This is a genomic window from Gulosibacter sediminis (assembly GCF_014904065.1).
Classification (GTDB): domain Bacteria; phylum Actinomycetota; class Actinomycetes; order Actinomycetales; family Microbacteriaceae; genus Gulosibacter; species Gulosibacter sediminis.
This window is the reverse complement of record NZ_JACXJG010000005.1, coordinates 240,338-262,428: the sequence shown is the minus strand read 5'-3', so window position 1 is coordinate 262,428 and position 22,091 is coordinate 240,338. Positions and strand designations below refer to the sequence as shown.

Sequence of the window (22,091 nt, the reverse complement as noted above, 5' to 3'; positions counted from 1 at the left end):
TCAAGTCCCCCCTCGCGCACGCGAATGAAATGGCCCCTGACCTGGGATTTAGTTCTCCGGGTTGGGGGTCTTTCGCGTCGGAAGTGCTAGAAAAAGTGCTAAGCCTTGCCGAGGTGGGCGGCGAAGCGGGTCACGGCCGACCGTTGCATGGTCGGGGTGACGTGGGAGTAGATGTTCATCGTCGTGGTGATCGTTGAGTGACCCAAGCGCTCCTGGACGACCTTGGGATGCTCGCCGAGTTCGAGCAGCAGGGTCGCGTGCGTGTGACGCAGGCCCTTGATCGTGACCCGGTGCATGGTGTCGTACTTCTTGGTGAGCCAGTTCATGCGGCGATCCCATCGGCTGGTCATCGCATCGGGTGAGCGCAGCTTCCCATCGTCGTCGCCGAAGATGTAGGCGTCGGCCTTGGCGAGCGTGAACGAGAGTTCCGCGCGGGCGACCTTGTAGGAGGCGAGCACTTTCAGGGTGTCCTCGTCTACGTCGATCACCCGAGCGTGGCCGGTCTTCGGGGGCTTGGTCTTCGTCCAGTCGTCGGTATCGACCGCGCGGCGGATGCTGACCCGCATTGCCTTGGTGCTGAGGTCGCTCCACTTCAAGGCGAGGGCTTCACTTCGGCGCATGCCCGTGTACGCGATGAGTCGCCACATGGGGAACAGCTCGTCTTTCAGCTCGTCCTCGTTCCAGGTGAGGAACAGGACGAGCTGCACGGCTGTCCAGGTGACGATTTCGGGCTTTTGCGCCCGCACCTCGCTCGTGGTCGGAGCTTTCACGGTACGCTTCTTCTTCGCCGGGTTCACTGTCACGTGCCCGTCGTCGATCGCGGCGTCGAGGATCGCGCCGAGCACGACGTGCACCTTACGGACGCTGTTTGCCGACAGCGGCTTGCCCTTGCCGTATGTGTCTTTACGGCCCGACTTCTCCAAGTCTCGGTAGTGGCGGGCGATCCTGGTCGCGGTAAGTTTATCGAGCCGGATCATGCCGAGCTGCGGCTTGATGTGGTTGCGTATGATCTTCTTGTACCCCTTGATCGTGGATGCCGCGAGCTTCAGCCCCGCTGCCCACTCGTCGGCGTAGACGCCGAGGGAGGGAACTTTGCTGCCGAACTTCTCGTTCTGCTTGCGCTGCTTCAACGCCTCCTGCAAGGCATCGTTGGCCTCGTCGGTGCTGGTGAACCCGGAACGGGTGAGACGCCGCATCCCCATCTCGGGGTACTCGGGGTCTTTCAGGACGTAGATCTGGAACCGCCACCGCTTGCCCTTATCGGTGTCGTAACCCTGGATCGAGCCGGGCTGCCGAGAGCGGGAGCGTCGCGCCGGTTTCACCCCCTCGCCTGCGGGGTCTGCGCCGGGGTCGTGCCCGGCGGCTGCGGCCTTTCGTGCCATTGCCTAATCCCTTCTGCTGGGTGAGCGGTTTCGCTGGGGTGTGCGCGGACTACTCAGTGCCGCCTGGGGCGAGGCGGTCGAGGAAGTCAGGGCCGCTGAATACGCGCCCGCTCGGGTCGATCTGCTCGCCTCGCACCCGGATGAACCGTGCACGTTCCCGCTGCTCCGCGAGACGCTGCATATAGGTCTCGGTGCTGGGGAGCTGGTCGCTGCCGGGGATGCTGAGGGAGGACTCGTAATACTGGATGCGGTTCTGGCAGGCGAACCATTCCTGCTGCCAATAGGTCAGCAGCCCCTCCGGGGTGAGCGTGAGCCAGCCCTGCATCCACTTCTCGATCTCTTCCGTCAGATACTCACCAGGCACCCCCGTCACGCCGCTTGCTGCTTCGGGCGGGGTGAGGAGCGCGGCCGGGGTGGTGCGCAGCAGGTAGGCGATCACGGTGAGGTCGTCCACGTCCACGCGGCGATCCCCGGCTTCGAGCTTGCTGATCCCCGATGGGGAGAGTTTTCGCCCCGCGTCGGTCAGCAGCTTCGACATGGTGCGCAAGTCCATGCCGATCGCTTGACGAGCCGCACGGATGTTTACGGCGACGTACTGGTTGGTGTGTCCTGGCGGGTTGCCCCGCACCCTCTCTGTTTCCATACTAAGAACATACATGGTTGTACTTGACACAGCAAGGTTTGGCTTCTACCGTGGTAGGCACCCCTCAATCTCCCTGTATTGGATCGGACGGTGACCTCATGCGGCAGAGCACCCTGGACATGGACGACCTCCGCAAGCGGCGCAGCCTGGTCATCACCCGCAAAGAAGCCGCCGAAGCGCTCGGGGTTGATCCGCGCACGATCACCACGAGCATCAACGAGGGCACGATCCCGTATGTGAAGCTCGGGCGGCGCATCGTGATCCCGCGCGAGAAGTTCCTCGCCCTCTTCGCCGACACCGCGAGCGACAACAGTGAGTCCTGACCTCTCCACTGCCCGCTGTGCCGAATCGGCACCCCCGTGCCCGGCTTCCATGTGAATGTCGGCCAAGCGACGTAAACTAGCCCAAGAACGCCAACCACAAGGAGGCACCCCGAATGGCACTCAAGACTCCGGTATCTGAGGCCCATGTCCGGCGTGTGCTTGCGGAGGTTGAGGCCGGTCAGGAGACGGCCGGTGCGGTCGTCTCGGACGCGGATCGGGAGATTGCCCGCCGACAGGTGCTCGGCGAACTGTCCGGGGATGAGGCGGTGCGCGAGGCAATCGCAGCAGCCCTCGACCGCTTCCCCGAGAAGTAACCCGCTCGGGCAGGAGCACTAATGCCCGACCGCTACAGCTACCCGAACAGTCGGGTTCTTATCAACAAGCTCGGCATCACCGACTACGACCGTTGGAAAGCCGTCGAGACGGCGGCGATCCATCAGCGCATGGTCGAACTCGCCGAGCACCCGATCCCCGGCTGCTTCGACCTCGCCCACCTGCAGGCGATCCATCGGCACCTGACGCAAGACCTGTATGTGTGGGGTGGTGACCTCGGCGACACCGACACCCATCCGGGCGGCACCGGCATCGCGCACTGCCGCCCGCCGTTCATCGCGCCCGAGGCCGAGCGCGTCTTCGGCGCTCTCGCAGAGCGTGAATACCTGCACGGGCTGGAAGCGGATGCGTTCTCCGATGGGCTCGCCTGGGTGTGGGGCGAGACGACCGCGATTCATCCGTTCCGCGACGTGAACACGCGCAGTCAGCACGTCATGTTCAACCAGCTCGCCCGCGACGCCGGATGGGGCATCGACTGGTCGCAGATTCCCGGCGACGTGTTCGCCCACGCCCGCACCCTCGCCATCGTGGAAGACCACTCCGGGCTCGATGCCCTGATTCGCCCAAACCTCGTCACCGTCGAGGACGCCGCACGGCACGACCGGCTGATGGAACTGTTGAACGAACACACTCAGGGCTTCACGACACGCAAGGCCGTCCGCGACCCTGCCATGCTTGACCGGGAGTTGGACGCCGCACGCGAACGCCGCCGTGCCCTGCCTCCGCTGGATGCGTTCGGATACGACGCCCCACCTGACAGCGGGCGCAGCGGCCCGAGCCTCGGCCTGTAGAAGCTCAGCGGCAAGCGAAGAGTTGCGTCTACGCCTTGTTGCCGGTCAGCGCGAGACCACCGCCGAGTCCGATCATCAGCCCGCCGCCGGTCGCGCGAATCCCGCTGAGTCGGCGGGGAGACTTCGCGAACCAGGCTTGCGCTGTTCCAGCGAGAATCGCCCAGACCGCATCGCAGATGAACCCGATGGTGACGAACACGAGCCCGAGTACCATCATCTGCAACGGGATCGCCCCGGCCTCGAAGCTCACGAACTGCGGGAGCACGGCGACGAAGAACACGATGGTCTTCGGGTTGGTCACTCCCACGATGAAGCCCTGCCGAAGCATCACTGCGGGCGTCAACGACCGCCGCGCTGAATCGGTGCCGTCTGTCACGCTGTCTTTGCGGTGGCGGATCGCCTGCACTCCGAGATAGACAAGGTATGCGGCACCGAGCAGTTTGATGATCGTGAACAACATGATCGACTGTGCGACGATGGCACCTACTCCGAACGCGACCGCTGCGACGAGCGGCAGCGCGCCGAGGCCGTTGCCGAGCACGCTCATCAGGCCGCCGCGCCGACCGTAGGAGAGCGAACGGCCGATCACGAAGAGCACGCTCGGCCCAGGAATGACGATGAGAATCACCGACGCCAGAGCAAAGGCGGCGAGGGCTTCGAGCGTAGGCATAGGTCAAGCATACTCAGCGCCCACATATCGGCTGCTTACAGGCCTAGCGTCGGGCCGTCACGCCGGGGTGCGCTCCGGTGCTGCTCCTCATAGTCGTGCGACATGGCCCGCTCCCGCTCGGCACGCTGAGCTTCCCGCTCGGCCTGCGCTGCGCGGGTCTGCTCGATCCTCTCGGTGGCCTCGGCCGGGGTGAGCGACCGTAGCAGCTCGGCTTCCTCTCGCGCTTGCTTCGCAGTTTTCGCTGCTCGTGTGGCTTGTTGCATGGGGTTCGTGGTGAGGTACGCCTGCTGATTGCGGATCACGGTCTCCGCGCCGAACACTCGCGCGAACGCCACGAGTCGTTCGGTCTGTGCCCGCTCTGGCCGGTGCAGCAGCGCGTCGCGTGCCGCCCGGTGCTCCTGCTCGGCATCGATCACGCGCGGGTCGCTGTCGATTCTGGGCCGGGTGACTCGTTCCACCCACGCATCGGCACGTTCGTCCCACCTCGGCGGCTCGCCCCACTCGCTCGTCACCTGCTGGCGCGCTTCGGCGGTTCGCGCTTGGGCGTTCTCGTGCTCGTCGCGGGCGCGGCGCTTCCCGAACCACGACGACGCCCGCACCTGCTCGCCTGCCGTGTGCTCGGTGGCCTCGGCCTGGTTGTCGGCGAAAACCGCGAGCCCGCCGGCGTGCGGGGTGAACCCGGCGTTCCCGAATGCTGAGATCGCGTAGAAGATGCCGTGCCACAGCCCCGGGCCAAACGACTCGCCAGAAGCGATGAACGCCGGTACCAAGAAGAGCGCGAGAACGCTCTCGATGATGAAGGTGGTCGTGACGACAACGCGCAGGAGTCGCCCGACGCTACCGATGCCGTTGGCGCCGATGCTCTCTTTCGCGAACACGCGGCTCGACACGCCGAGTTTGCGGGTGACCATCATCGCCAGCAGCAGCGCGATGGTCACCACGCCGAGCGCGCCGGTCTGGATTGCGACGAGGATCACAACCTGCCCGAACATCGACCAGTGCTCCGCGGTGTCCACGGTGGTGAGCCCGGTCACGGTCACCGCCGACACCGCCGTGAATAACGCGTCCGAAAGTGCGGTGCGCGTGCCATCCGCAGAGGCTACCGGGAGCATGAGCAGACCCGTGAACAGGAGCGTGGCGGCGGAGAAGACCAGGAGCGCGACCCTAGCCGGCGCATGCCCGGCCGCATAGCGGGCACGTCCGCGCAACCGCAGAGCGAGGTCGCGGGCCCGGTGCAGGGCATTGCTCTGGGAACCGGTGTTCATCTGGGTTGCCTTCGGTTGCTTCGACGCCGCCTCGGACTCGAGGTGGCGTGTCGACCAGACTTCCCGACGCACCGCACCGATGCTACCCCATCCGATACCCGAGGCCCAGCGCCAGTGCCGGCAATCGTGCGGATTTCCGGGCGACGGCTGCGAGAACACCCTCTAACGGCATAGTATGGGGACTCGTTGCGGGGCCTGCCCCGATGACGCATGGTGTGCCGGGAAGTCTGGTCGGCGAGAGACGAACGAATCAGAACCCGAAAGACCACTCACCATGAATGCACCATTTCTGATACGCGGAGATGCGCTCCCGGCGCTCGCGAACATCCCGGAGGCTCCGCGCGAGGATCGCCCGCACGGCATGCTCTGGGGCGTCGACCTCACCGAGTGCGCGACCCGGAAGCAGGCACGCACCGTCTGGCACGACGCAATCGCCAATCTGAAGGCCGAATTCGACACGGTGCTGGGCATCCGGCGCGTGTGCGTCGCCTGTCTGCGACCGAGAAGGTTTCCGCAGCAGGTACTCGTCCGCGTTCCCGCCGGCCTCGCCACCCAGCTCCACAATGACCTCGAGCGGGACCGTGCCCGCTATGTGAACATCCTCGTGCTCGATGTCACCGACTGCGACGACCCCGCCCTGCTCCGGGCCAGACTCGGGGAGGCGCTCACCGAACCGCCCAAATGGGGCGATCTCACCCTCACCTGGGACGACGTTGCCGAATCGACGCTCCACGAAGCGTGGGCCCGCGAGTCGCTCTGACCGATCCCCGACACTTCGTCACCCATTCACCGGCCGACACGGCCTCACTCCGCCTTCAGAAAGCTCCCATGACAGACCCCACCACCCGAACCTCCACCCTGTTCCCGCGCTACGGCTCATTCGCCGAAGCGCGACGCATCGGCGAGATCCTCCGCAAGGAGACCGTCGGCGGCATCCTCCTCGTCATCGCCGCGGCGATCGCGATCATCTGGGCCAACACCCCGCTCGCCGACTCCTACTTCGCGCTCCGCGACTTCGAGATCGGCTACGAAGCCTGGCACCTCCGGCTCAGCCTCGGCGCCTGGGCGGCCGACGGGCTGCTCGCGATATTCTTCTTCCTGGTCGGCCTCGAACTCAAGCGCGAGTTCGTCGCCGGTGATCTGCGCAGATTCAGCACGGCAATCGTTCCGATCGCCGCCGCAGCTGGTGGGGTGCTCGTCCCTGCGCTCATCTACGCCGGCATCGTGCGGGGGCAGCCGGAGTTCGCCCACGGGTGGGCGATTCCCACCGCCACCGACATCGCTTTCGCGGTCGCCGTGCTCGCGATCATCGGTTCCCATCTGCCCTCGGCGCTGCGCATCTTCCTACTTACCCTCGCCGTGGTGGACGATCTCATCGCGATCAGCATCATCGCGATCTTCTACACCGACCAGATCGAGATCGTGCCCCTGCTGCTCTCTCTCGGAACGATCGTCGTCTATGGGGTCATCGCGCAGCTGTACCGCCGATTCTTCGGCCTTCACCCGCTCGCGGCGTGGCTCATCCTGCTCCCGATCGGTGTCGTCGCATGGGCGCTCATGCACGCGTCAGGCATCCACGCCACCATCGCGGGGGTGCTGCTCGGCTTCACCATCCCGGTGATCCATCGCAAACGCCATCGCCATCTTCCCGATATGTCGACCGGGCTCGCCGAGCAGTTCGAGCACCGCTTCCGTCCACTCTCGGCCGGGTTCGCAGTGCCGATCTTCGCGTTCTTCGCCGCCGGCGTCTCGCTCGGCGGCTGGGACGGTGTACAAGCGGCAGCATCCAGTCCGGTGACCCTCGCAATCATCGCCGCGCTCGTGCTCGGTAAACCGATCGGCATCGTCGCCACGACATGGGTCACGACCCGGCTCATGCGCAGCCGCCTCGATCCCGAACTGCGCTGGATCGACCTCGCCGGGGTCGGACTGCTCGCGGGCATCGGCTTCACCGTATCCCTGCTCGTGGCCGAGCTCAGCTTCGAGCCCGGCTCACCCGCCCACGACTACGCGAAGGTCGCGATCCTCTCCGCCTCGGTGCTTGCCGCGCTGCTCGCGACGCTCGTGCTCGGCCTGCGGAACCGACAGTACCGTCGCATTCGAGAGCGGGATGAGATCGACGCCGATGCAGACGGCATTCCCGACATCTACCAACACGAACGCCGCGACGAATGGTTCAGACCTGCTCCGGGGCAGCGCCAGAACCCGGCATGACGGTCTGGCGTTGTCAGTTGGATTTGCAAAAGCTCGGTGAGGCAGCATGACCGCTGAGTTGTTCATCGCCCCTTGGCGCAGCTACTTGACCGCTTATCTCTAGCTGAGCCGCGTACACTGCGAAAAGTGCTAACGAAAGTGCTAAGTAACCTGTATGTCGGGGTATCGCGGCGGAGTTATCCACAGGTCACATGTCGTAGATCGTTGATTTTATGCGGCAGAACACTCGGCCCAGATTCGCGGCGCGAGGGNTTCAAGTCCCCCCTCGCGCACAGTAACGAAAAGGCCCCTGACCTGGAATTCAATCCGGTCAGGGGCCTTTCGCGTTGGTGCACAGCCTATAATTGAACGACAATCAATTCTTCCGATTTCGGTGAGGAGGCTGCCGCATGCACGATCTCTCAGACCGCGCTGACGTCGAACGGCTGGTATCTACCTTCTACTTGTCCGCTTTCGAGGATCCTTTGATCGGCCCGATCTTCACTGACGTGGCCAAACTCGACCTCGACCACCACTTGCCGATCATGTGCGACTTCTGGGAGACGGTGCTGTGGAACGCCGGCAAGTACCGCCGCAACGCGCTCCAACTCCACTTTGCGCTACACACCAAGCACCCGCTCGGTGAGGAACACTTCGAACGGTGGCTCGACCTCTGGACGAATAACCTCGACGCCCAGTTCAGTGGGCCGATCGCCGACCGCGCAAAGCTCCAGGCCACCCGGATCGCAGGCTCGATGCAGCGACGACTCGCCGGCCGCTCCGGCAGCGACTTCGAAACAATCCGCCGCAGAGAGCTCTAGGAGCGCGACCCCACGACAGTGAGCAGGACGGCGGCATCCTCCAGCGCCAACAGGCCGTGACGCTGCTGCGGGATCACGATGTGTTCGTTCGCGCTCAGATCACAGCGCTCATCGCCAGCCGTCAGCCGCACCCGCCCACGCAGGACGTGGAGCAGTGCTTCGCCCGGATTCTCGTGCTCAGAAAGTTCGCGGCCGTCGCGCAGCACGAGCAGCACCTGCGAGAGCTGGCCGCCCGGCACGGCCCGAAACACGCGGGTCGCCCTGCCGCTGCCCGTCGCGCCCGCGGCCGCCAACAGCTCATTGATCAACTCGTTCAGGTCGACGCTGCTCATCGCTTCGGACATGATGTGGCCTCCTCAGTAGCTAGTCCTGGCCCGGTAGTCGAGCAACTGGTCATACAGCGATTGACGAAGACGGGTCTTCTTCTCGATGTTCTCGAGCATCGAGCGGCCGCCCTTGTCGACCGTAGCAAGGTCGAGCTTGCTCGAGTCGATCAGCGCCGAATAGAACGGCTGGAACGTCCCGTCTGGATACTTAAACGTCGCCAATGGCTGAAGAGCAGGTGCAGTGCCCCGACGTTGTCCTCTTGCAACACAAAGCCCGCGTCCGCGCCGCGGTCGAGCAGTGCGTTCGCGATTTCGAGCCGATCTGCCGTCGATCGATTCGTCAGCGCGCACGCAAGCGCCGTGCGGTCATGGCTTCGCCACGACTTCGCGTCGTCCGGACCAAGCCAGGCGAGGACCTCAGGCAGGGTGCCTTCCCTCAGCGTCTTGAGTTGCTCTTGAACTTCGCTCGCCATGTGCTCCGCTCCCCCGGTCTCGGCATTGGCAGGACAAAACACCAACAGCCTACGGTTGAACCAGGCAATCACACTCACAACGCGATGGAGCGAAATGAGCACCACAGCCGACCACGCCGCCCTCCAAAAGAAACTGCAACTCAAGCCCGGCACTCGCCTCTGGGTCTGGCCCGAGACGCACACGCACCCGCCGGAGCTCACCGCCGACACGATCGAGGCCACCGACCTCGCCGACGCCGACGTGGCGGTGCTCTTCACCAACTCCCTCGCTGACGTCGACGCCGCGCTCGACCAGCACATCCAGGCACTCGCGCCGCTGCGCGCCGTGTGGTTCATCTACCCCAAGGGCAACGCGGCCGATTTCAATCGCGACACGCTCTGGAACCGGCTGCTGCGCGACGGCTGGCGCGCGAACTCGAACGTGTCGTTCGACGAGACCCTGTCGGCCATCCGAGCTCGACCACTCAAGCCTGGCGAGACGGTGCGACAGGCCTAAACGTTCAAGCCAGGGGCTGAGTCACAGGCCCAGTCCAGCGCTGCTTTTTACGCTCGTCTCAGTGCCCGCCGACCAGCGCAGGCCGAATCACCAAGGAGCAAATCATGGCTACTGGTCTTCACCCCTACCTCAACTTCCCCGGCAACACGCGCGAGGTTATGGAGTTCTACGGGCAGGTGTTCGGCGTCGAACCCCGCCTCTCGACTTTCGGCGAGTTCAACGCAGTACCCGCCGACAGCGAGCACGCCGACAAGGTGATGCACTCGAGCCTCGAGGTGACCGACCTCATCCAGCTCTTCGCCGCCGACCACCTCGAGGGCATGGCCCCGTACGACTACCAGCCCGGCAACAACATCAACCTCTCGCTCATGGGCGACGACGAGGACCGAATCCGCGGCTACTTCGACGGCCTGGCCGCGGGCGGTAACGTGATCATGCCGCTCGAACGACAGGTCTGGGGCGACCTCTACGGCGCGCTGATCGACAAGTTCGGCATCTCCTGGATGTTCAATATCGGCCCGGGCGAGAGCGCCTAGCGCCAGACTCTTCGGGTCGCACCTCCCGCCTCACGTAGGGTGGACGAGTGCGACCCGATCTATTTTTCCCTTTGCAACAGGCCGCCGCAGAGTCCGGCAGCGCCTTCGGCGTCATTGGCGACTGGGCCGTCGCCGTCATGAACTTCCTCGGCGCCTTTGGCGTCGGACTGCTCGTGCTCGCCGAGAATCTCTTTCCGCCCATCCCTTCCGAGGTGATCTTGCCGTTGGCCGGCTTCAGTGCAGCCTCGGCCGACGGCACCTTCACCTGGGTCGAGGCCCTCATCTGGGCCACGATCGGCTCGGTCGCCGGCGCCTACTGCCTCTACGGGCTCGGCGCGTGGCTCGGCCACGACCGCACCGTCAGGCTGCTCTCGTACCTCCCGCTAGTCGACCGCGACGAGATCGACGCAACCATCAAGTGGTTCAACAAGTACGGCTACTGGACCGTCTTCTTCGGTCGGATGATCCCGATCTTCCGATCGCTCATCTCGCTGCCGGCCGGCGTCGAGCGCATGTCATGGTGGCGCTTCGGCATCTTCACGCTGCTCGGCTCGGGCATTTGGAACACGATCTTCGTCTACGGCGGCTACCTGCTCGGCAACAACTGGCACGTGCTCGAGGAGGCGGCCGGCTGGTTCCAGTACGTCGTCATCGCCATCGTGCTCATCCTCATCGCACTCTATGTGTTCTACAAGCTGCGCAAGCAGGCACGCCAGCGGCGCGCTAGTGCAGACGGCGACGAAGCTCGTTGATGCGCTGCTGAATCTGGTGCGAGGTGGCCTGGCCCACGGCCGGGCCACCGCAGATGCGCCGCAGCTCGCCGTGCACCTTGCCGTGCGGCATGTGTGATTGCCGGGCGTAGAGCCCGACGAGCGAGTTGAGGAGCGTGCGCTGCTCCTTGAGGCTGCGATGCAGCGGCTGCACCGTCTGGTGGCCGTCGTGCACCTCATTGCGGGCCCGCGCATCCTGAATGCGCGTCTGCTTCTGCGCCCGCGACTCGAGCACCTGTGCAACCTCGTCGTGGTTGAGGATGCCCGGCAGCCCAAGGTACTCGAGTTCCTCGAGCGACCCGACCTCGGCGCTGTAGCCATAGTCGCCCCCGTCGTAGACAACCCGCTCGAACTGCGCCTCCGACGAGATCGCCGTGAACTTGAACTTCGTGAGTTCCTCGCTCGCACGATCTTCGGCCTCGGCCGCAGCGAGCTCGCGCTCCTCCTCGGTCATGCCGTCGACCTCGGAGTCGCCGTTGCCCTCGCGTCGGTCGAGCGCGTGGTCACGCTCGAGCTCGAGCGCCTCGGCGAGCGACGCGAGCTTTGGGACCGAGGGGATGAACACGCTCGCGGTTTCGCCCCGGCGACGGGCGCGCACGAATCGGCCGATGGCCTGAGCGAAGAACAGCGGCGTGGACGAGCTCGTGGCGTACACGCCGACCGACAGTCGAGGAACGTCGACGCCCTCGGACACCATGCGCACGGCGACCATCCACCGCTCGTCTGAGTCAGAGAACGACTCGATGCGGGCAGATGCGCCGGGGTCATCGCTGAGGATCACGGCGGGCTTCTGGCCGGTGATGTGCTCGAGCAGGGCCGCGTAGCCGCGGGCGGACTGGTGGTCGGTCGCGATCACTAGCCCGCCCGCATCGGGCACCTCGAGCCGCACCTCACTCAGCCGCTGGTCGGCGGCCTTGAGCACTTGCTGCATCCAGTCGCCCTCGGGGTCGAGCGCCGTGCGCCAGGCCTGCGAGATGATGTCCTTCGTGTTGTCGTCGGCGAGACCAGCCGACATTTCCTCGCCCGAGGTGTCGCGCCAGCGCATGCTGCCCGCGTACGTCATGAAGAGCACGGGGCGCACGACGCCGTCGCGGAGCGCTCGCCCGTAGCCGTAGGTGTAATCGGCCTTTGACACGCGGATGCCGTCGTCGTCGCGCACGTAGCGCACGAACGGGATGGGCGCGGTGTCGGAACGGAACGGCGTACCCGTCAAAGAGAGCCGCCGCTCGGCGTGCTCGAAGGCGTCACGCAGGCCATCACCCCACGAGAGGTTGTCGCCACCGTGGTGCACCTCGTCGAGAATCACGAGCGTGCGCGCCGACGAACAGAGGTACTCGTGCACGTACGGCTTCATCGACACCTGCGCGTAGGTGACCGCGATGCCGTGATACTCGCGCGAATAGGTGCGCTGGTTGTTCGAGAACTTCGGGTCGAGTCGGATGCCCGCCCGCGCCGCCGACGCCGCCCACTGGGTCTTCAGGTGGTCGGTCGGAGCGACGACGATGATGCGGTTGACGGTGCCCGCGTGCAGCAGCTCTGCCGCGAGGCGAAGCGCGAAGGTCGTCTTACCGGCGCCCGGGGTGGCCGATGCGAGGAAGTCCTTCGGCTCCTTCTCGAAGTAGGTCTGCAGCGCTTCCTGCTGCCAGGCACGCAAGTTACCCGCCGTACCCCAGGGCGCGCGCTGCGGATACGACGGCGACAGGTGCTCAGCCGCATACAGGCCCACCTGTGCTCCAGCACGCTGTGATTCAGACATCTGATCCACCATACGACTCACCTCCGACATGGCTTAGTTGTTCAGTAACGCGTAGAGCGCAACGGCACTGGTCGCGGCGACGTTGAGCGAGTCGACGCCGTGCAGCATCGGGATGATGACGGTGCGGTCGGCCGCCTCCAGCGCGCTTCGGGTGAGTCCGTCGCCCTCGGTGCCGAGCAGCAACGCGACCCGCTCGGGCCGCTCACGCGCGTAATCCTGCAGCGGCGCGGCGTGCTCATCGAGGGCGAGCCCGGCGATCTCGAAGCCGTGCTCGTGGAACAGTTCCCGACTCTCCTGCCAGCTCGGCAGCCGGGTCCACGGCACCTGCAGCACGGTGCCCATCGACACGCGCACACTGCGCCGGTAGAGCGGGTCGGCGCAGCGCTCGGTCACGAGGACGGCGTCGGCGCCGAGGCCCGCCGCATTGCGAAACGCCGCACCGACGTTCGTGTGGTCGACGATGTCCTCGAGCACGAGCACCGTCTTCGCGTTCTCGAGCACCGACGCGGCCGACGGCGGCTCGGGCCGGTGCATGGCCGCCAGCACGCCCCGGTGCATCCGATATCCCGTCAGCTGCTCGAGCAGCTCTTCGCTGCCGACGAACACTGGAGTGTCGGGGTGGTCGACGAGCAGCCGCTCGGCCTGCGGCAGAAACTTCTCTTGCAGCAGCATCGACCGCGGCACGTGCCCCGCAGCGACCGCGCGCGCCACGACCTTTTCTGACTCGGCCATGTAGAGCCCACCGGCCGGCTCGAGCTTGCGGCGCAGGGCAACATCAGTGAGACGCGAATAATCTTGCAGGTCCGGATGTTCGAGAGAAGTGATGGGGAGAATGCGCACCGAGCAAGTTTGCCACTTTCCGCGGCCAGAGGCGTCGACCGACCGCGGAGGTATCCGGTGATCGCTCCCTACGAGGCCGCGGGGGCCGAAGAGATCGCGGAGATCCTCGCGACACAGCCCGCCGCCGTGCTGACGGGTGCCGGTATCTCAACCGACTCGGGCATCCCCGACTATCGCTCCCCCGGCGCGCCGAAGCGCAACCCGATGACGTGGCAGCAATTCCTCGAGTCGGAGGCGGCGCAGCGGCGCTACTGGTCGGGCGCGGCCAAGGGCTGGCGGCGGATGGGCCGCTTCGAGCCGAATGCCGGTCACCTCGCGCTCGCCGCGCTCGAGGCCGGCGGCTACGTTGTCGGCGTCGCAACCCAGAACGTCGATAGCCTGCACCGTCGAGCCGGTTCGAAGCACGTGATCGAGCTGCACGGGCACCTGCGCACGGTGCACTGCCTGCCCCACGGCCATGTCGAAACCGCCGACTCGCTGCTCGCGCGCATCCGCGCCGACAACCCGTGGCTCGCCGACGAGCGCGTCACAGAGGGGCCTGACGGCGACGCCGCGATCGCCGAAGAACTCGTCGACACCTTCGTACTGCCCCGCTGCCTTGAGTGCGGCGGTGCGATGGCGCCCGACGTCGTCATGTTTGGCAACTTCGTTAGCGCCGAGAACAACCGCGCGGCGACGCAGCTCATGAACCGGGCCGACGCGCTGCTCGTGGTCGGCACCTCGCTCGTGGTCAACACGGGCGTGAAGATGGTGCACCGCGCGCGCCGCCAGGGCAAACCCGTGATGCTCGTGAATCGCGGCGCAACCCCGGTGGATGCACTGGCCCAGTTCCGCGTCGACGGCAGCACCTCGGCGGTGCTCGAGCGCGTCGCGGAGCTGCTCGGCGTCGCTACGCCTGCGGCGTAGCCGCCGCGACGGCCGCGTCGATCGCGTCAGCGAGCGGGGCGTCGCCCTCGACGAGACAGATGTCCTTCCACACCGTGCGGCTATCGGCGAGGGCGAGTCGGATCAACGCCGCAACGTCGGCCCGCCGAGTCTTCCCTCCGCGATCGATCGGCGCGAACGAGACGAGCCCGCGCCCCGTCGCCGGTTCGTCCGTGAGGCCGCCGGGCTTCACGATGGTCCAGTCGAGCGCGACCCGGCGAAGTGCCTCGTCGGCCTCGCGCTTCGCGTCCCAGTACGCGGCGAACACTTCATCGTCACTCTGGCTCGGCTGCTCAGCGCCCATGAAGCTGATCTGCACGAAGCGCATGGCACCCGAAAGAACCGCCGCCTCGGCCGACTTGATCGAGCCGTCGCGGTCAACCGTCCTCTTGCGCTCGGCGCCCGAACCGGGGCCAGCGCCCGCGGCAAACACCACCGCATCCGAGTGGTCGAACGCGTCGGCGAGCTCGTTCGCCGACGCCGACTCGATGTTGCAGACGACGGGAATCGCGCCGAGCGCCTCGAGTTCGGCCGCGTGGTCGGCAATGCGCACGAGCGATCGCACCTCGACGCCGTCGGCGACGAGCAGCTTGGTGAGGGCGAGCGCGATCTTGCCGTGGCCGCCGACGATGGCGACGCGTTCGGGCAACGACAGGGTGGACTCAGTCATGCTGGGCACCTTTCTCGGCAAGAAAGCCGGCGAGTATCCGCGCGAGCGCGGTCGGGGTTTCGTAGTGAACCAGGTGGCCGACGCCTTCGATAACGTGCAGTGTCGAACCCGCCATCTCCTCGTGGAGCCGCTCGCTGCCAGAGGGCGGCGCGATGCGGTCACGCTCGCCGGCGACGAGGTGCACGCCCTCGGGGAACTCGGCCGCGTGGCTGATGACATCGTCGCTGACCGAGGCGCGGAAGGATTCGAGCAGGGCACGCCGGCTGGTGAAGTCAGAGAAGTGCTGCTCGTGCTCGTCATGAATCCAGGCGCGAAGGGCTCGCGATCGAGTCACGGCCATCACCTCGCTCATCACCCGCGTGATGAGCGGCGACTTGAGCAGCACGCTGCCCGCGGCCTCAGGCAGGGCCGCGCCGAGCCGGTAGTAGCCGACCGCGACGGCGGTGGGGATGCGCTCGGGGCCGGAGAGCGCGTTCTCGGAGATGGGATTGACGAGCACGATGCGGCGGTCGCCGAGCGCGGCCACGTTGCGGGCGACAACCAGCGAGCCGAACGAGTGACCGAGCACCACGGCGCGCGCCTCGGCGTCGACGACCTCGAGCAGTTCCGCGAGCCACGCCGCGTACGCGTCGAGCGTGTGCTCGCCCGCGAACTCCCCCGACTCACCGAAACCCGGCAGGTCGGGCGCGATGAAGCGTACGTCAGGCAGAAGCGCGACGAGGTTGAGTAGCCCATGGTGGGTGCCACGAAAGCCGTGCACGAGCACGACGGTATCTTCGGCGTCGGGCGGGCCGTACAACCACACCGCAGTGCGCGTGCCCGCGACGTCGACATCGATCCGGCGAGTCCGGATCTGCTCGAGCTTGTGTTCCAGGGGGTTATTCGGCCGCATCGTGGAAGAGTGTAGGCGACCCACATCCCTCCGATCTGAAGCCGAGGCACCATGAGCTGGACGAATCGCGTCGCCGTGTTCGACACCGAGACCACCGGAACGAACCCACTCGAGGCGCGGATCGTGACCGCCTTCATCGGCATGCTCAACGCCGAAGGCGAGCTCGAGCGGGGTACCGACTGGCTCGCGAACCCCGGCGTCGAGATTCCGGAGCCCGCGGTGGCCGTGCACGGCATCACCACCGAGATGGCGCAGGCCGAGGGCGAGCCCGCGCCGCAGGTGCTGCAGAAAATCATCGCGTCGCTCGAGTGGATCGTGCGCAACAACATCGCGCTCGTCGTCTACAACGCGCCCTACGACCTCTCGCTGCTCGCGGCCGAGTGCGCCCGACACCAGCTCGCGATGCCCGAGCTCGGCAAGGTCGTGGTCGACCCGCTCATCATCGACAAGCAGGTCGATCGCTACCGCAAGGGTGGCCGCAAGCTCGGCACCACGGCTGAGGCATACGGCGTCGAGCTCTTCGACGCGCACGACGCCTCGGCGGATGCGGTGGCGGCCGGCCTCGTCGCCATCGCGATCGCCCGCAAGTTCCCGAACGAGGTGGATGTGCCCCTCGCCGAGCTCTTCGACGCGCAGGTGCGCTGGCACGACGAGCAGGCCGCCGACTTCGAGTCGTACATGCGCCGCCAGCGCGACCCGAACTTCACCGCCGACCGCGGGTGGCCCGTTCGCGTCTAACGCACTCGGAAAGGCGAACGAGGCGGATGCTCCGGAAGGAGCATCCGCCTCGTTGCCAGTTGGCGTCGGGCCTTAGGCCTTCTTGCCGAACTTCGCGTAGCGGTTCTTGAACTTCTCGACGCGACCGGCCGAGTCCATGATGCGCTGCTTACCGGTGTAGAACGGGTGCGAGGCGCTCGAGATTTCGACGTCAACGACCGGGTAGGTATTGCCGTCTTCCCACTCGATGGTCTTTTCGCTGGTCACCGTCGAACGGGTAATGAACTTCTCACCCGAAGCGAGGTCGTTGAACACCACGTAGTGGTAGTCCGGGTGGATGTCTGTCTTCATCGCGGTTCCTTCTTCGACAAGTGGATATGCAAGATTAAGTGCCCGCGACCGACGGGGCGGGCAAGCCAAGCAGCAAGCCTAGCATGTGGTTCGCCGGTTACGCGATAGCACGCGCGTTGAATCGACCGTGTTGCTGAACCAGTTCGAGCGGAAGGCCGAATGTAGCCTCGAGGCTCGCCGACGTGAGCGTCTCACCGATGGGACCAGCGGCCACGATCTGACCGTCGCGCAGCAGCAGCGCGTGCGTCACCCCGGTCGGGATCTCCTCGACGTGGTGCGTGACCATGATGATTGCCGGCGCGAACTCGCTCTGGGCATACTCCGACAGCGATGCAAGCAGGCGCTCGCGTGCCCCGAGATCGAGGGCGGCACTCGGCTCGTCGAGCAACAGCAGCTCAGGGTCACTCATGACGGCCCGCGCGATGAGCGTGCGCTTGCGCTCCCCGTCCGACAGCGTGCCGAACTCGCGGTCGGCGAGCCCCTCGAGCTGCCACTGCGCGAGCACGTCGTTCGCCTGCGCGTCGTCGATCTCGTCGTACTGCTCATTCCAGCGGCCGGTGACGGCGTAGATGGCGGTCATGACCGCATTGCGCACCGTCTCGTTGTCGGGAATGCGCTTGGCCATCTCCGAGCCGGCGATGCCGATGCGCGGGCGCAGCTCAAAGACGTCGGTGCGACCGAGCCGCTCCCCCAGCACCTCGACGGTGCCGGTGGTCGGGTGCAGGTTCGACGAGGCGAGGNCGACTTGCCGGCGCCGTTCGGGCCGAGCACCACCCACCGGTCGGTTTCACCGACGCGCCATTCGGCGATATCTAGAATGTTGCGGCCACCGCGGCGCACGCGGACGTTCTCGAACTTCACGACGTCGGTCATGACATTCAGGGTATCGGCTCAGTCGGCCAGGATGCTGCGGTACAGCTCGAGTGTCTGCGCACCAATCTGTGTCCAGGTGAATTCGCGCTCGACGCGCTCGCGCCCGGCTTCGCCATACTGCTTCGCGAGTTCGGTGTTGCCGAGGAGCTCGGTGAGGGCCGCGGCGAGGTCGGCGACGTACTTGTCGGCGTCCTTCGGCGTGCCGGTGCCGTCCTGCTCCTGGTCGATCGGGACGATCGTGCCGGTCACGCCGTGCTGCACGACCTCGGGGATGCCGCCGGTGCCCGAGCCGACGACCGCGGTGCCGCAGGCCATCGCCTCGAGATTCACGATGCCGAGTGGCTCGTAGATCGAGGGGCACACGAACACGTCGGCCGAGGTCAGCAGGGCCTGCAGCTTCGGCCGCGGCAGGTGCTCTTCGATCCAGTGCACGCCCGTGCGCTCGGTCTGCAGCTCGCCGACCAAGTCGCGAACCTCGCGCTCGATTTCCGGCGTGTCGGGCGCGCCTGCGCAGAGCACGACCTGCACCTCGGCGGGCAGCTCACGAATGGCCCGCAGCAGGTACGGCAGGCCCTTCTGCCGCGTGATGCGGCCTACAAAGATCAGCGTCGGCGCGTCGGGGTCGACGCCGAGCTCGCGCACGACCGCCTCGTCGTGCACCGGCTGCCACTGCTCGGTGTCGATGCCGTTGTAGATGGTGACGACCTTCTCGGGGTCAAGCTGCGGATAGCTGCGGAGGATGTCCGCGCGCATCCCGTTCGACACCGCGATGATGCGGTCGGCGTTCGCATACGCGTCGCGCTCCATCCAGCTCGACAGACGGTAGCCGCCGCCGAGCTGCTCGGCCTTCCACGGCCGCAGGGGCTCGAGCGAGTGCGCCGAGATGACATGCGGGATGCCGTGGAGCAGCTTCGCGATATTGCCCGCCTGGTTCGCGTACCAGGTGTGCGAGTGCACGACATCGGCGCCCTCGGTGTCGTTCGCGATGCGCAGGTCGCCCGCGAGGAAGCCGAGCGCGGCGTTCGCCTTCGCGAGGTCGCCGGGCACCTCGTACCCGGTCGTGCCGGGCTCCTCGACCGGCTCGCCGAAGCAGCGGACGCGGACATCGGCATCCGCCCGCATGGCTCGAACGAGCTCGGTGACGTGCACCCCCGCTCCGCCGTAGACGTGCGGTGGGTATTCACGAGTGATGACATCGACGCGCATGGTTACACATTAGATAGCGAAAGGTACAACTTCATTAATCTGTTCGCCCTAGAGTGTGAACCATGGCAAAGGGGCAGAAAAAAATACTCGGAATTGTGCTCGCTGGTGGCGAAGGCAAGCGGTTGATGCCGCTCACCGCCGACCGCGCCAAGCCGGCGGTGCCGTTCGCCGGACAGTATCGACTCATCGACTTCGCCATCTCCAACCTGGTGAATTCCGGGCTGCAGCAGATCGTGGTGTTGACGCAGTACAAGTCGCACTCGCTTGACCGCCACATGTCGCAGACCTGGCGCCTGCCCGCGATCCTCGGCTCGTACGTCTCGAGTGTTCCGGCGCAGCAGCGCCGAGGAAAGCACTGGTTCTCAGGTTCGGCCGATGCCATCTATCAGTCGCTCAACCTGATTCAGGACGAGAAGCCCGACATCGTCGTCGTGGTCGGCGCCGACCACGTGTACCGCATGGACTTCTCGCAGATGATCGACCAGCACATCGAGTCGGGCCTCGGTGCCACGGTGGCCGCCATCCGCCAGCCCATCGAGATGTCCTCCGCCTTCGGCGTCATCGATGTCGACCCCGACAACCCGGCCCACATTCGCGAGTTCCTCGAGAAGCCCGAATCGACGAACGGTCTGCCCGACAGCCCCGGCGAGATCCTCGCGTCGATGGGTAACTACGTCTTCGACGCTGACAAGCTCGTCGAGGCGGTCATGTCTGACGCGAACCTCGATGACTCGAAGCACGACATGGGCGGCGACATCATCCCCGCCTTCGTCGCACAGAACGACTGCGGCGTCTACGACTTCATTCAGAACGACGTGCCGGGCTCGACTCCGCGCGACCGCGACTACTGGCGCGACGTCGGTACGATCGACTCCTTCTACGACGCGCACATGGACCTCATCCAGACGCTGCCGGTCTTCAACCTCTACAACGAGGAATGGCCGATCATCTCGCAGACGCTCAACTCGCCGCCGGCGAAGTTCGTGCGGGATGCGCGGGGCTCGACCGGCACGATGATCGACTCGATCATCTCGCTCGGCTCGGTCATCTCGGGCGCGCACGTCGAGCGTTCGGTGCTCGGCGCCTGGACGAAGGTGCAGTCGGGCGCCCTCGTCGTCGACTCGATCACCTTCGACCGCGTCACCATCGAGCCCGGCGCGCAGGTGCGCTCCGCGATCCTCGACAAGAACGTGGTCGTGCGTGCCGGCGCGACGATCGGCATCGACCGAGAGCACGATCGCGCCCGCGGCTTCACCGTCACCGAGTCCGGCCTGACCGTCGTGCCGAAGAACGGTATCGTCGAACGATGAGCATCTCCGACCTCACCCTCACCCCCGTCCACGGCACTGGCCGCGTCACCGCGGGAGCCCGCTTCCTCGTCGTCTTCGACGTGGATTCGACGCTGATTGAGGATGAGGTCATCGAGCTCATCGCCGACTACGCCGAGGTGCGCGACCAGGTGGCCGAGGTCACCGAGCGCGCCATGCGCGGCGAGCTCGACTTCGACGGCAGCCTGCGCGAGCGGGTTGCCCTGTTGCGAGGCATCTCGCTCGACCAAATTTCACGAGTGCGGGAGCGCATCCGCGTCACCCGCGGGGTGCCCGAGACCATTTCCGCCATCCACGCGGCTGGTGGTCGCGTCGGCGCCGTCTCGGGCGGCTTCCACGAGGTACTCGACCCACTCGCGGAGGAGCTCGGCCTTGACCTTTGGCGGGCAAACCGCTTCGAGGTCACCGAGGACGGTGACCTCACCGGCGAGGTGTCGGGCGCGATCATCGGCCGCCAGGCCAAGCAGCACACCGTGCGCAGCTGGTCGCAGTCGCTCGACGTGCCCATGGAACGCGTGATCACCGTCGGCGATGGTGCGAACGACCTCGGGATGATGGAAATCGCTGGGCTCTCGGTCGCCTTTGACGCGAAGCCCATCGTGCGCCAGGAGGCAGCTGTGTCGCTGCCCGGCCGCGACATGACCCAGTTACTCGCGATGCTGGGTCTGCGCGGCTGAGCGCCGCGCGGGCCTAGTGGCCCATGCCGAGGCCACCGTCGACCGGGATCACGGCCCCCGAAATATAGCCGGCATCGTCACCCGCGAGCCATCGCACGGTCTTTGCGATTTCGCTGACCTCACCGAAGCGCCCCGCAGGAATCGTCGAGAGGTACTGCTTCTGCGTGGCCTCCGGCAGTACTGCGGTCATCTCAGTCTCGATGAAGCCGGGCGCGACGACGTTCGCGGTGATGCCGCGGCTGCCGAGCTCACGAGTGAGCGAGCGCGCAATGCCGACGAGGCCCGCCTTCGAAGCGGCGTAGTTGATCTGGCCAGGCGAGCCGTAGAGGCCGACGACCGACGAGATCAGCACGACGCGGCCCCACTTCGCCCGCAAAAGGCCCTTCGTCGCGCGCTTGATGACGCGGAACGCACCGGTGAGGTTCGTGTCGATGACGTCCGCGAAGTCGTCCTCGCTCATGCGCAGCAGCAGGGTGTCCTTGGTGATGCCCGCGTTCGCGACGAGCACCTCGACAGGCCCGTACTCGGCCTCAATCTGGGTGAAGGCGGCGTCGATCGACGCGCCGTCGGTCACGTCGGCAGCAACGGTGAGTGCACCCTCGGGCCCGCCCTCGCCGGAGCGCGACGTCACGGCCACCCGGTGCCCCGCGGCGAGAAACTCCTCGGCGATCGCTCGACCGATGCCGCGGTTTCCGCCGGTCACGAGAACGGTGCGCTGGGTCGTCATGTTGCTCCTCAGGAAGGGTTCGGAATATCGGCGTCGCAGACACGCCCCGTTCCCCTATCCTACGGTCGCCTCGGGGGTACGCTTGAAGCAGCCACCGCGAGACGAATC

26 protein-coding genes and 1 pseudogene are annotated in these 22,091 nt (G+C 66.1%); 13 read left to right on the top strand and 14 right to left on the bottom strand.

What is annotated here, in order from left to right; all coding sequences use genetic code 11:
• Positions 1-98 precede the first annotated feature (98 nt).
• Together ID132_RS03185 and ID132_RS03180 are read right to left on the bottom strand one after the other, a co-directional pair.
• A complete protein-coding gene (locus ID132_RS03185; protein ID WP_193127824.1) occupies positions 99-1,382 on the bottom strand; it encodes a tyrosine-type recombinase/integrase in 1,284 nt (427 codons plus the stop codon).
• A 49-nt stretch (positions 1,383-1,431) separates the two neighbouring features.
• Complete coding sequence (locus tag ID132_RS03180; RefSeq protein ID WP_125105940.1) at positions 1,432-2,025, bottom strand: helix-turn-helix domain-containing protein; 594 nt, start codon at positions 2,023-2,025, stop codon at positions 1,432-1,434.
• A gap of 98 nt (positions 2,026-2,123) precedes the next feature.
• On the opposite strand from ID132_RS03180, the gene ID132_RS03175 reads away from it, so the two are divergent.
• The 3 genes from ID132_RS03175 (at position 2,124) to ID132_RS03165 (ending at position 3,472) form a co-directional block, all read left to right on the top strand.
• Positions 2,124-2,348: a helix-turn-helix domain-containing protein gene (locus tag ID132_RS03175; RefSeq protein ID WP_125105939.1), complete on the top strand. Its 225-nt coding sequence runs from the start codon at positions 2,124-2,126 to the stop codon at positions 2,346-2,348.
• 113 nt (positions 2,349-2,461) lie between these two features.
• Complete coding sequence (locus tag ID132_RS03170; RefSeq protein ID WP_125105938.1) at positions 2,462-2,662, top strand: antitoxin VbhA family protein; 201 nt, start codon at positions 2,462-2,464, stop codon at positions 2,660-2,662.
• Positions 2,663-2,683: 21 nt separating this feature from the next.
• Positions 2,684-3,472, top strand: a complete 789-nt coding sequence (locus ID132_RS03165) for a Fic/DOC family protein (RefSeq protein WP_125105937.1) — start codon at positions 2,684-2,686, stop codon at positions 3,470-3,472.
• A gap of 28 nt (positions 3,473-3,500) precedes the next feature.
• On the opposite strand, the gene ID132_RS03160 is transcribed toward ID132_RS03165, so the two are convergent.
• Positions 3,501-4,142 carry a LysE family translocator gene (locus tag ID132_RS03160; protein WP_125105936.1) on the bottom strand — a complete coding sequence of 214 codons (642 nt, stop codon included), beginning with the start codon at positions 4,140-4,142 and terminating at the stop codon, positions 3,501-3,503.
• A gap of 35 nt (positions 4,143-4,177) precedes the next feature.
• Positions 4,178-5,407 (bottom strand): potassium transporter TrkG, encoded by a 1,230-nt coding sequence (locus ID132_RS03155; protein WP_125105935.1) that lies wholly within the window; start codon positions 5,405-5,407, stop codon positions 4,178-4,180.
• Between the two features lie 274 nt (positions 5,408-5,681).
• Between ID132_RS03155 and ID132_RS03150 the strand changes: the two genes are divergently transcribed.
• The 3 genes from ID132_RS03150 (at position 5,682) to ID132_RS03140 (ending at position 8,421) form a co-directional block, all read left to right on the top strand.
• Positions 5,682-6,167: a hypothetical protein gene (locus tag ID132_RS03150; protein ID WP_125105934.1), complete on the top strand. Its 486-nt coding sequence runs from the start codon at positions 5,682-5,684 to the stop codon at positions 6,165-6,167.
• A gap of 68 nt (positions 6,168-6,235) precedes the next feature.
• Positions 6,236-7,621, top strand: a complete 1,386-nt coding sequence (nhaA, locus tag ID132_RS03145; RefSeq protein ID WP_125105933.1) for a Na+/H+ antiporter NhaA — start codon at positions 6,236-6,238, stop codon at positions 7,619-7,621.
• 389 nt (positions 7,622-8,010) lie between these two features.
• A complete protein-coding gene (locus ID132_RS03140) occupies positions 8,011-8,421 on the top strand; it encodes a group III truncated hemoglobin (protein WP_125105932.1) in 411 nt (136 codons plus the stop codon).
• Here ID132_RS03140 and ID132_RS03135 read toward each other — a convergent pair.
• Positions 8,418-8,765 (bottom strand): cupin domain-containing protein, encoded by a 348-nt coding sequence (locus ID132_RS03135; RefSeq protein WP_235988244.1) that lies wholly within the window; start codon positions 8,763-8,765, stop codon positions 8,418-8,420. The two genes, ID132_RS03140 and ID132_RS03135, sit on opposite strands and share 4 nt — an antisense overlap.
• Positions 8,766-8,914: 149 nt before the next feature.
• Positions 8,915-9,292 (bottom strand): hypothetical protein, encoded by a 378-nt coding sequence (locus ID132_RS03130; RefSeq protein ID WP_211198211.1) that lies wholly within the window; start codon positions 9,290-9,292, stop codon positions 8,915-8,917.
• Positions 9,293-9,314: 22 nt separating this feature from the next.
• On the opposite strand from ID132_RS03130, the gene ID132_RS03125 reads away from it, so the two are divergent.
• The 3 genes from ID132_RS03125 to ID132_RS03115 all read left to right on the top strand — a co-directional run bounded on the left by ID132_RS03125 (position 9,315) and on the right by ID132_RS03115 (position 11,004).
• Positions 9,315-9,716, top strand: coding sequence for a hypothetical protein (locus ID132_RS03125; RefSeq protein ID WP_125105930.1), 402 nt, complete (start codon positions 9,315-9,317; stop codon positions 9,714-9,716).
• 104 nt (positions 9,717-9,820) lie between these two features.
• Positions 9,821-10,252 (top strand): VOC family protein, encoded by a 432-nt coding sequence (locus ID132_RS03120; RefSeq protein ID WP_125105929.1) that lies wholly within the window; start codon positions 9,821-9,823, stop codon positions 10,250-10,252.
• Positions 10,253-10,323: 71 nt separating this feature from the next.
• The gene (locus tag ID132_RS03115; protein ID WP_211198210.1) at positions 10,324-11,004 is read left to right on the top strand and encodes a DedA family protein; all 681 of its coding nucleotides are present in this window, start codon (positions 10,324-10,326) and stop codon (positions 11,002-11,004) included.
• On the opposite strand, the gene ID132_RS03110 is transcribed toward ID132_RS03115, so the two are convergent.
• Both ID132_RS03110 and ID132_RS03105 read right to left on the bottom strand, forming a co-directional pair.
• Positions 10,976-12,778, bottom strand: a complete 1,803-nt coding sequence (locus ID132_RS03110; RefSeq protein WP_193127822.1) for a DEAD/DEAH box helicase — start codon at positions 12,776-12,778, stop codon at positions 10,976-10,978. The two genes, ID132_RS03115 and ID132_RS03110, sit on opposite strands and share 29 nt — an antisense overlap.
• A 33-nt stretch (positions 12,779-12,811) precedes the next feature.
• Positions 12,812-13,618 carry a TrmH family RNA methyltransferase gene (locus tag ID132_RS03105; RefSeq protein ID WP_328743538.1) on the bottom strand — a complete coding sequence of 269 codons (807 nt, stop codon included), beginning with the start codon at positions 13,616-13,618 and terminating at the stop codon, positions 12,812-12,814.
• Positions 13,619-13,675: 57 nt separating this feature from the next.
• Here ID132_RS03105 and ID132_RS03100 point away from each other — a divergent pair, with 57 nt between their 5' ends.
• The gene (locus ID132_RS03100) at positions 13,676-14,524 is read left to right on the top strand and encodes a Sir2 family NAD-dependent protein deacetylase (protein WP_328743537.1); all 849 of its coding nucleotides are present in this window, start codon (positions 13,676-13,678) and stop codon (positions 14,522-14,524) included.
• On the opposite strand, the gene ID132_RS03095 is transcribed toward ID132_RS03100, so the two are convergent.
• Complete coding sequence (locus ID132_RS03095) at positions 14,508-15,212, bottom strand: NAD(P)H-binding protein (protein WP_193127820.1); 705 nt, start codon at positions 15,210-15,212, stop codon at positions 14,508-14,510. The two genes, ID132_RS03100 and ID132_RS03095, sit on opposite strands and share 17 nt — an antisense overlap.
• The gene (locus ID132_RS03090) at positions 15,205-16,104 is read right to left on the bottom strand and encodes an alpha/beta fold hydrolase (protein WP_193127819.1); all 900 of its coding nucleotides are present in this window, start codon (positions 16,102-16,104) and stop codon (positions 15,205-15,207) included. Before ID132_RS03090 ends, ID132_RS03095 begins: the two co-directional genes overlap by 8 nt.
• Before the next feature lie 51 nt (positions 16,105-16,155).
• On the opposite strand from ID132_RS03090, the gene ID132_RS03085 reads away from it, so the two are divergent.
• On the top strand, positions 16,156-16,842 hold the full coding sequence (locus tag ID132_RS03085) for an exonuclease domain-containing protein (RefSeq protein WP_125105924.1): 687 nt from the start codon (positions 16,156-16,158) through the stop codon (positions 16,840-16,842).
• Positions 16,843-16,914: 72 nt separating this feature from the next.
• On the opposite strand, the gene ID132_RS03080 is transcribed toward ID132_RS03085, so the two are convergent.
• From ID132_RS03080 to glgA, 3 genes and pseudogenes are all read right to left on the bottom strand, one after another.
• Complete coding sequence (locus ID132_RS03080) at positions 16,915-17,172, bottom strand: type B 50S ribosomal protein L31 (RefSeq protein WP_125105923.1); 258 nt, start codon at positions 17,170-17,172, stop codon at positions 16,915-16,917.
• 97 nt (positions 17,173-17,269) lie between these two features.
• Positions 17,270-18,045, bottom strand: a pseudogene (locus ID132_RS03075) (ABC transporter ATP-binding protein).
• Positions 18,046-18,063: 18 nt separating this feature from the next.
• The gene (glgA, locus tag ID132_RS03070) at positions 18,064-19,251 is read right to left on the bottom strand and encodes a glycogen synthase (protein WP_125105921.1); all 1,188 of its coding nucleotides are present in this window, start codon (positions 19,249-19,251) and stop codon (positions 18,064-18,066) included.
• Between the two features lie 62 nt (positions 19,252-19,313).
• Here glgA and glgC point away from each other — a divergent pair, with 62 nt between their 5' ends.
• Together glgC and serB are read left to right on the top strand one after the other, a co-directional pair.
• Positions 19,314-20,561, top strand: coding sequence for a glucose-1-phosphate adenylyltransferase (glgC, locus tag ID132_RS03065; RefSeq protein WP_193127818.1), 1,248 nt, complete (start codon positions 19,314-19,316; stop codon positions 20,559-20,561).
• Positions 20,558-21,256, top strand: coding sequence for a phosphoserine phosphatase SerB (gene serB, locus ID132_RS03060; protein ID WP_125105919.1), 699 nt, complete (start codon positions 20,558-20,560; stop codon positions 21,254-21,256). Before glgC ends, serB begins: the two co-directional genes overlap by 4 nt.
• 13 nt (positions 21,257-21,269) lie before the next feature.
• Here serB and ID132_RS03055 read toward each other — a convergent pair whose 3' ends face one another.
• Positions 21,270-21,983, bottom strand: coding sequence for a beta-ketoacyl-ACP reductase (locus ID132_RS03055; RefSeq protein ID WP_125105918.1), 714 nt, complete (start codon positions 21,981-21,983; stop codon positions 21,270-21,272).
• Between the last annotated feature and the right edge of the window lie 108 nt (positions 21,984-22,091).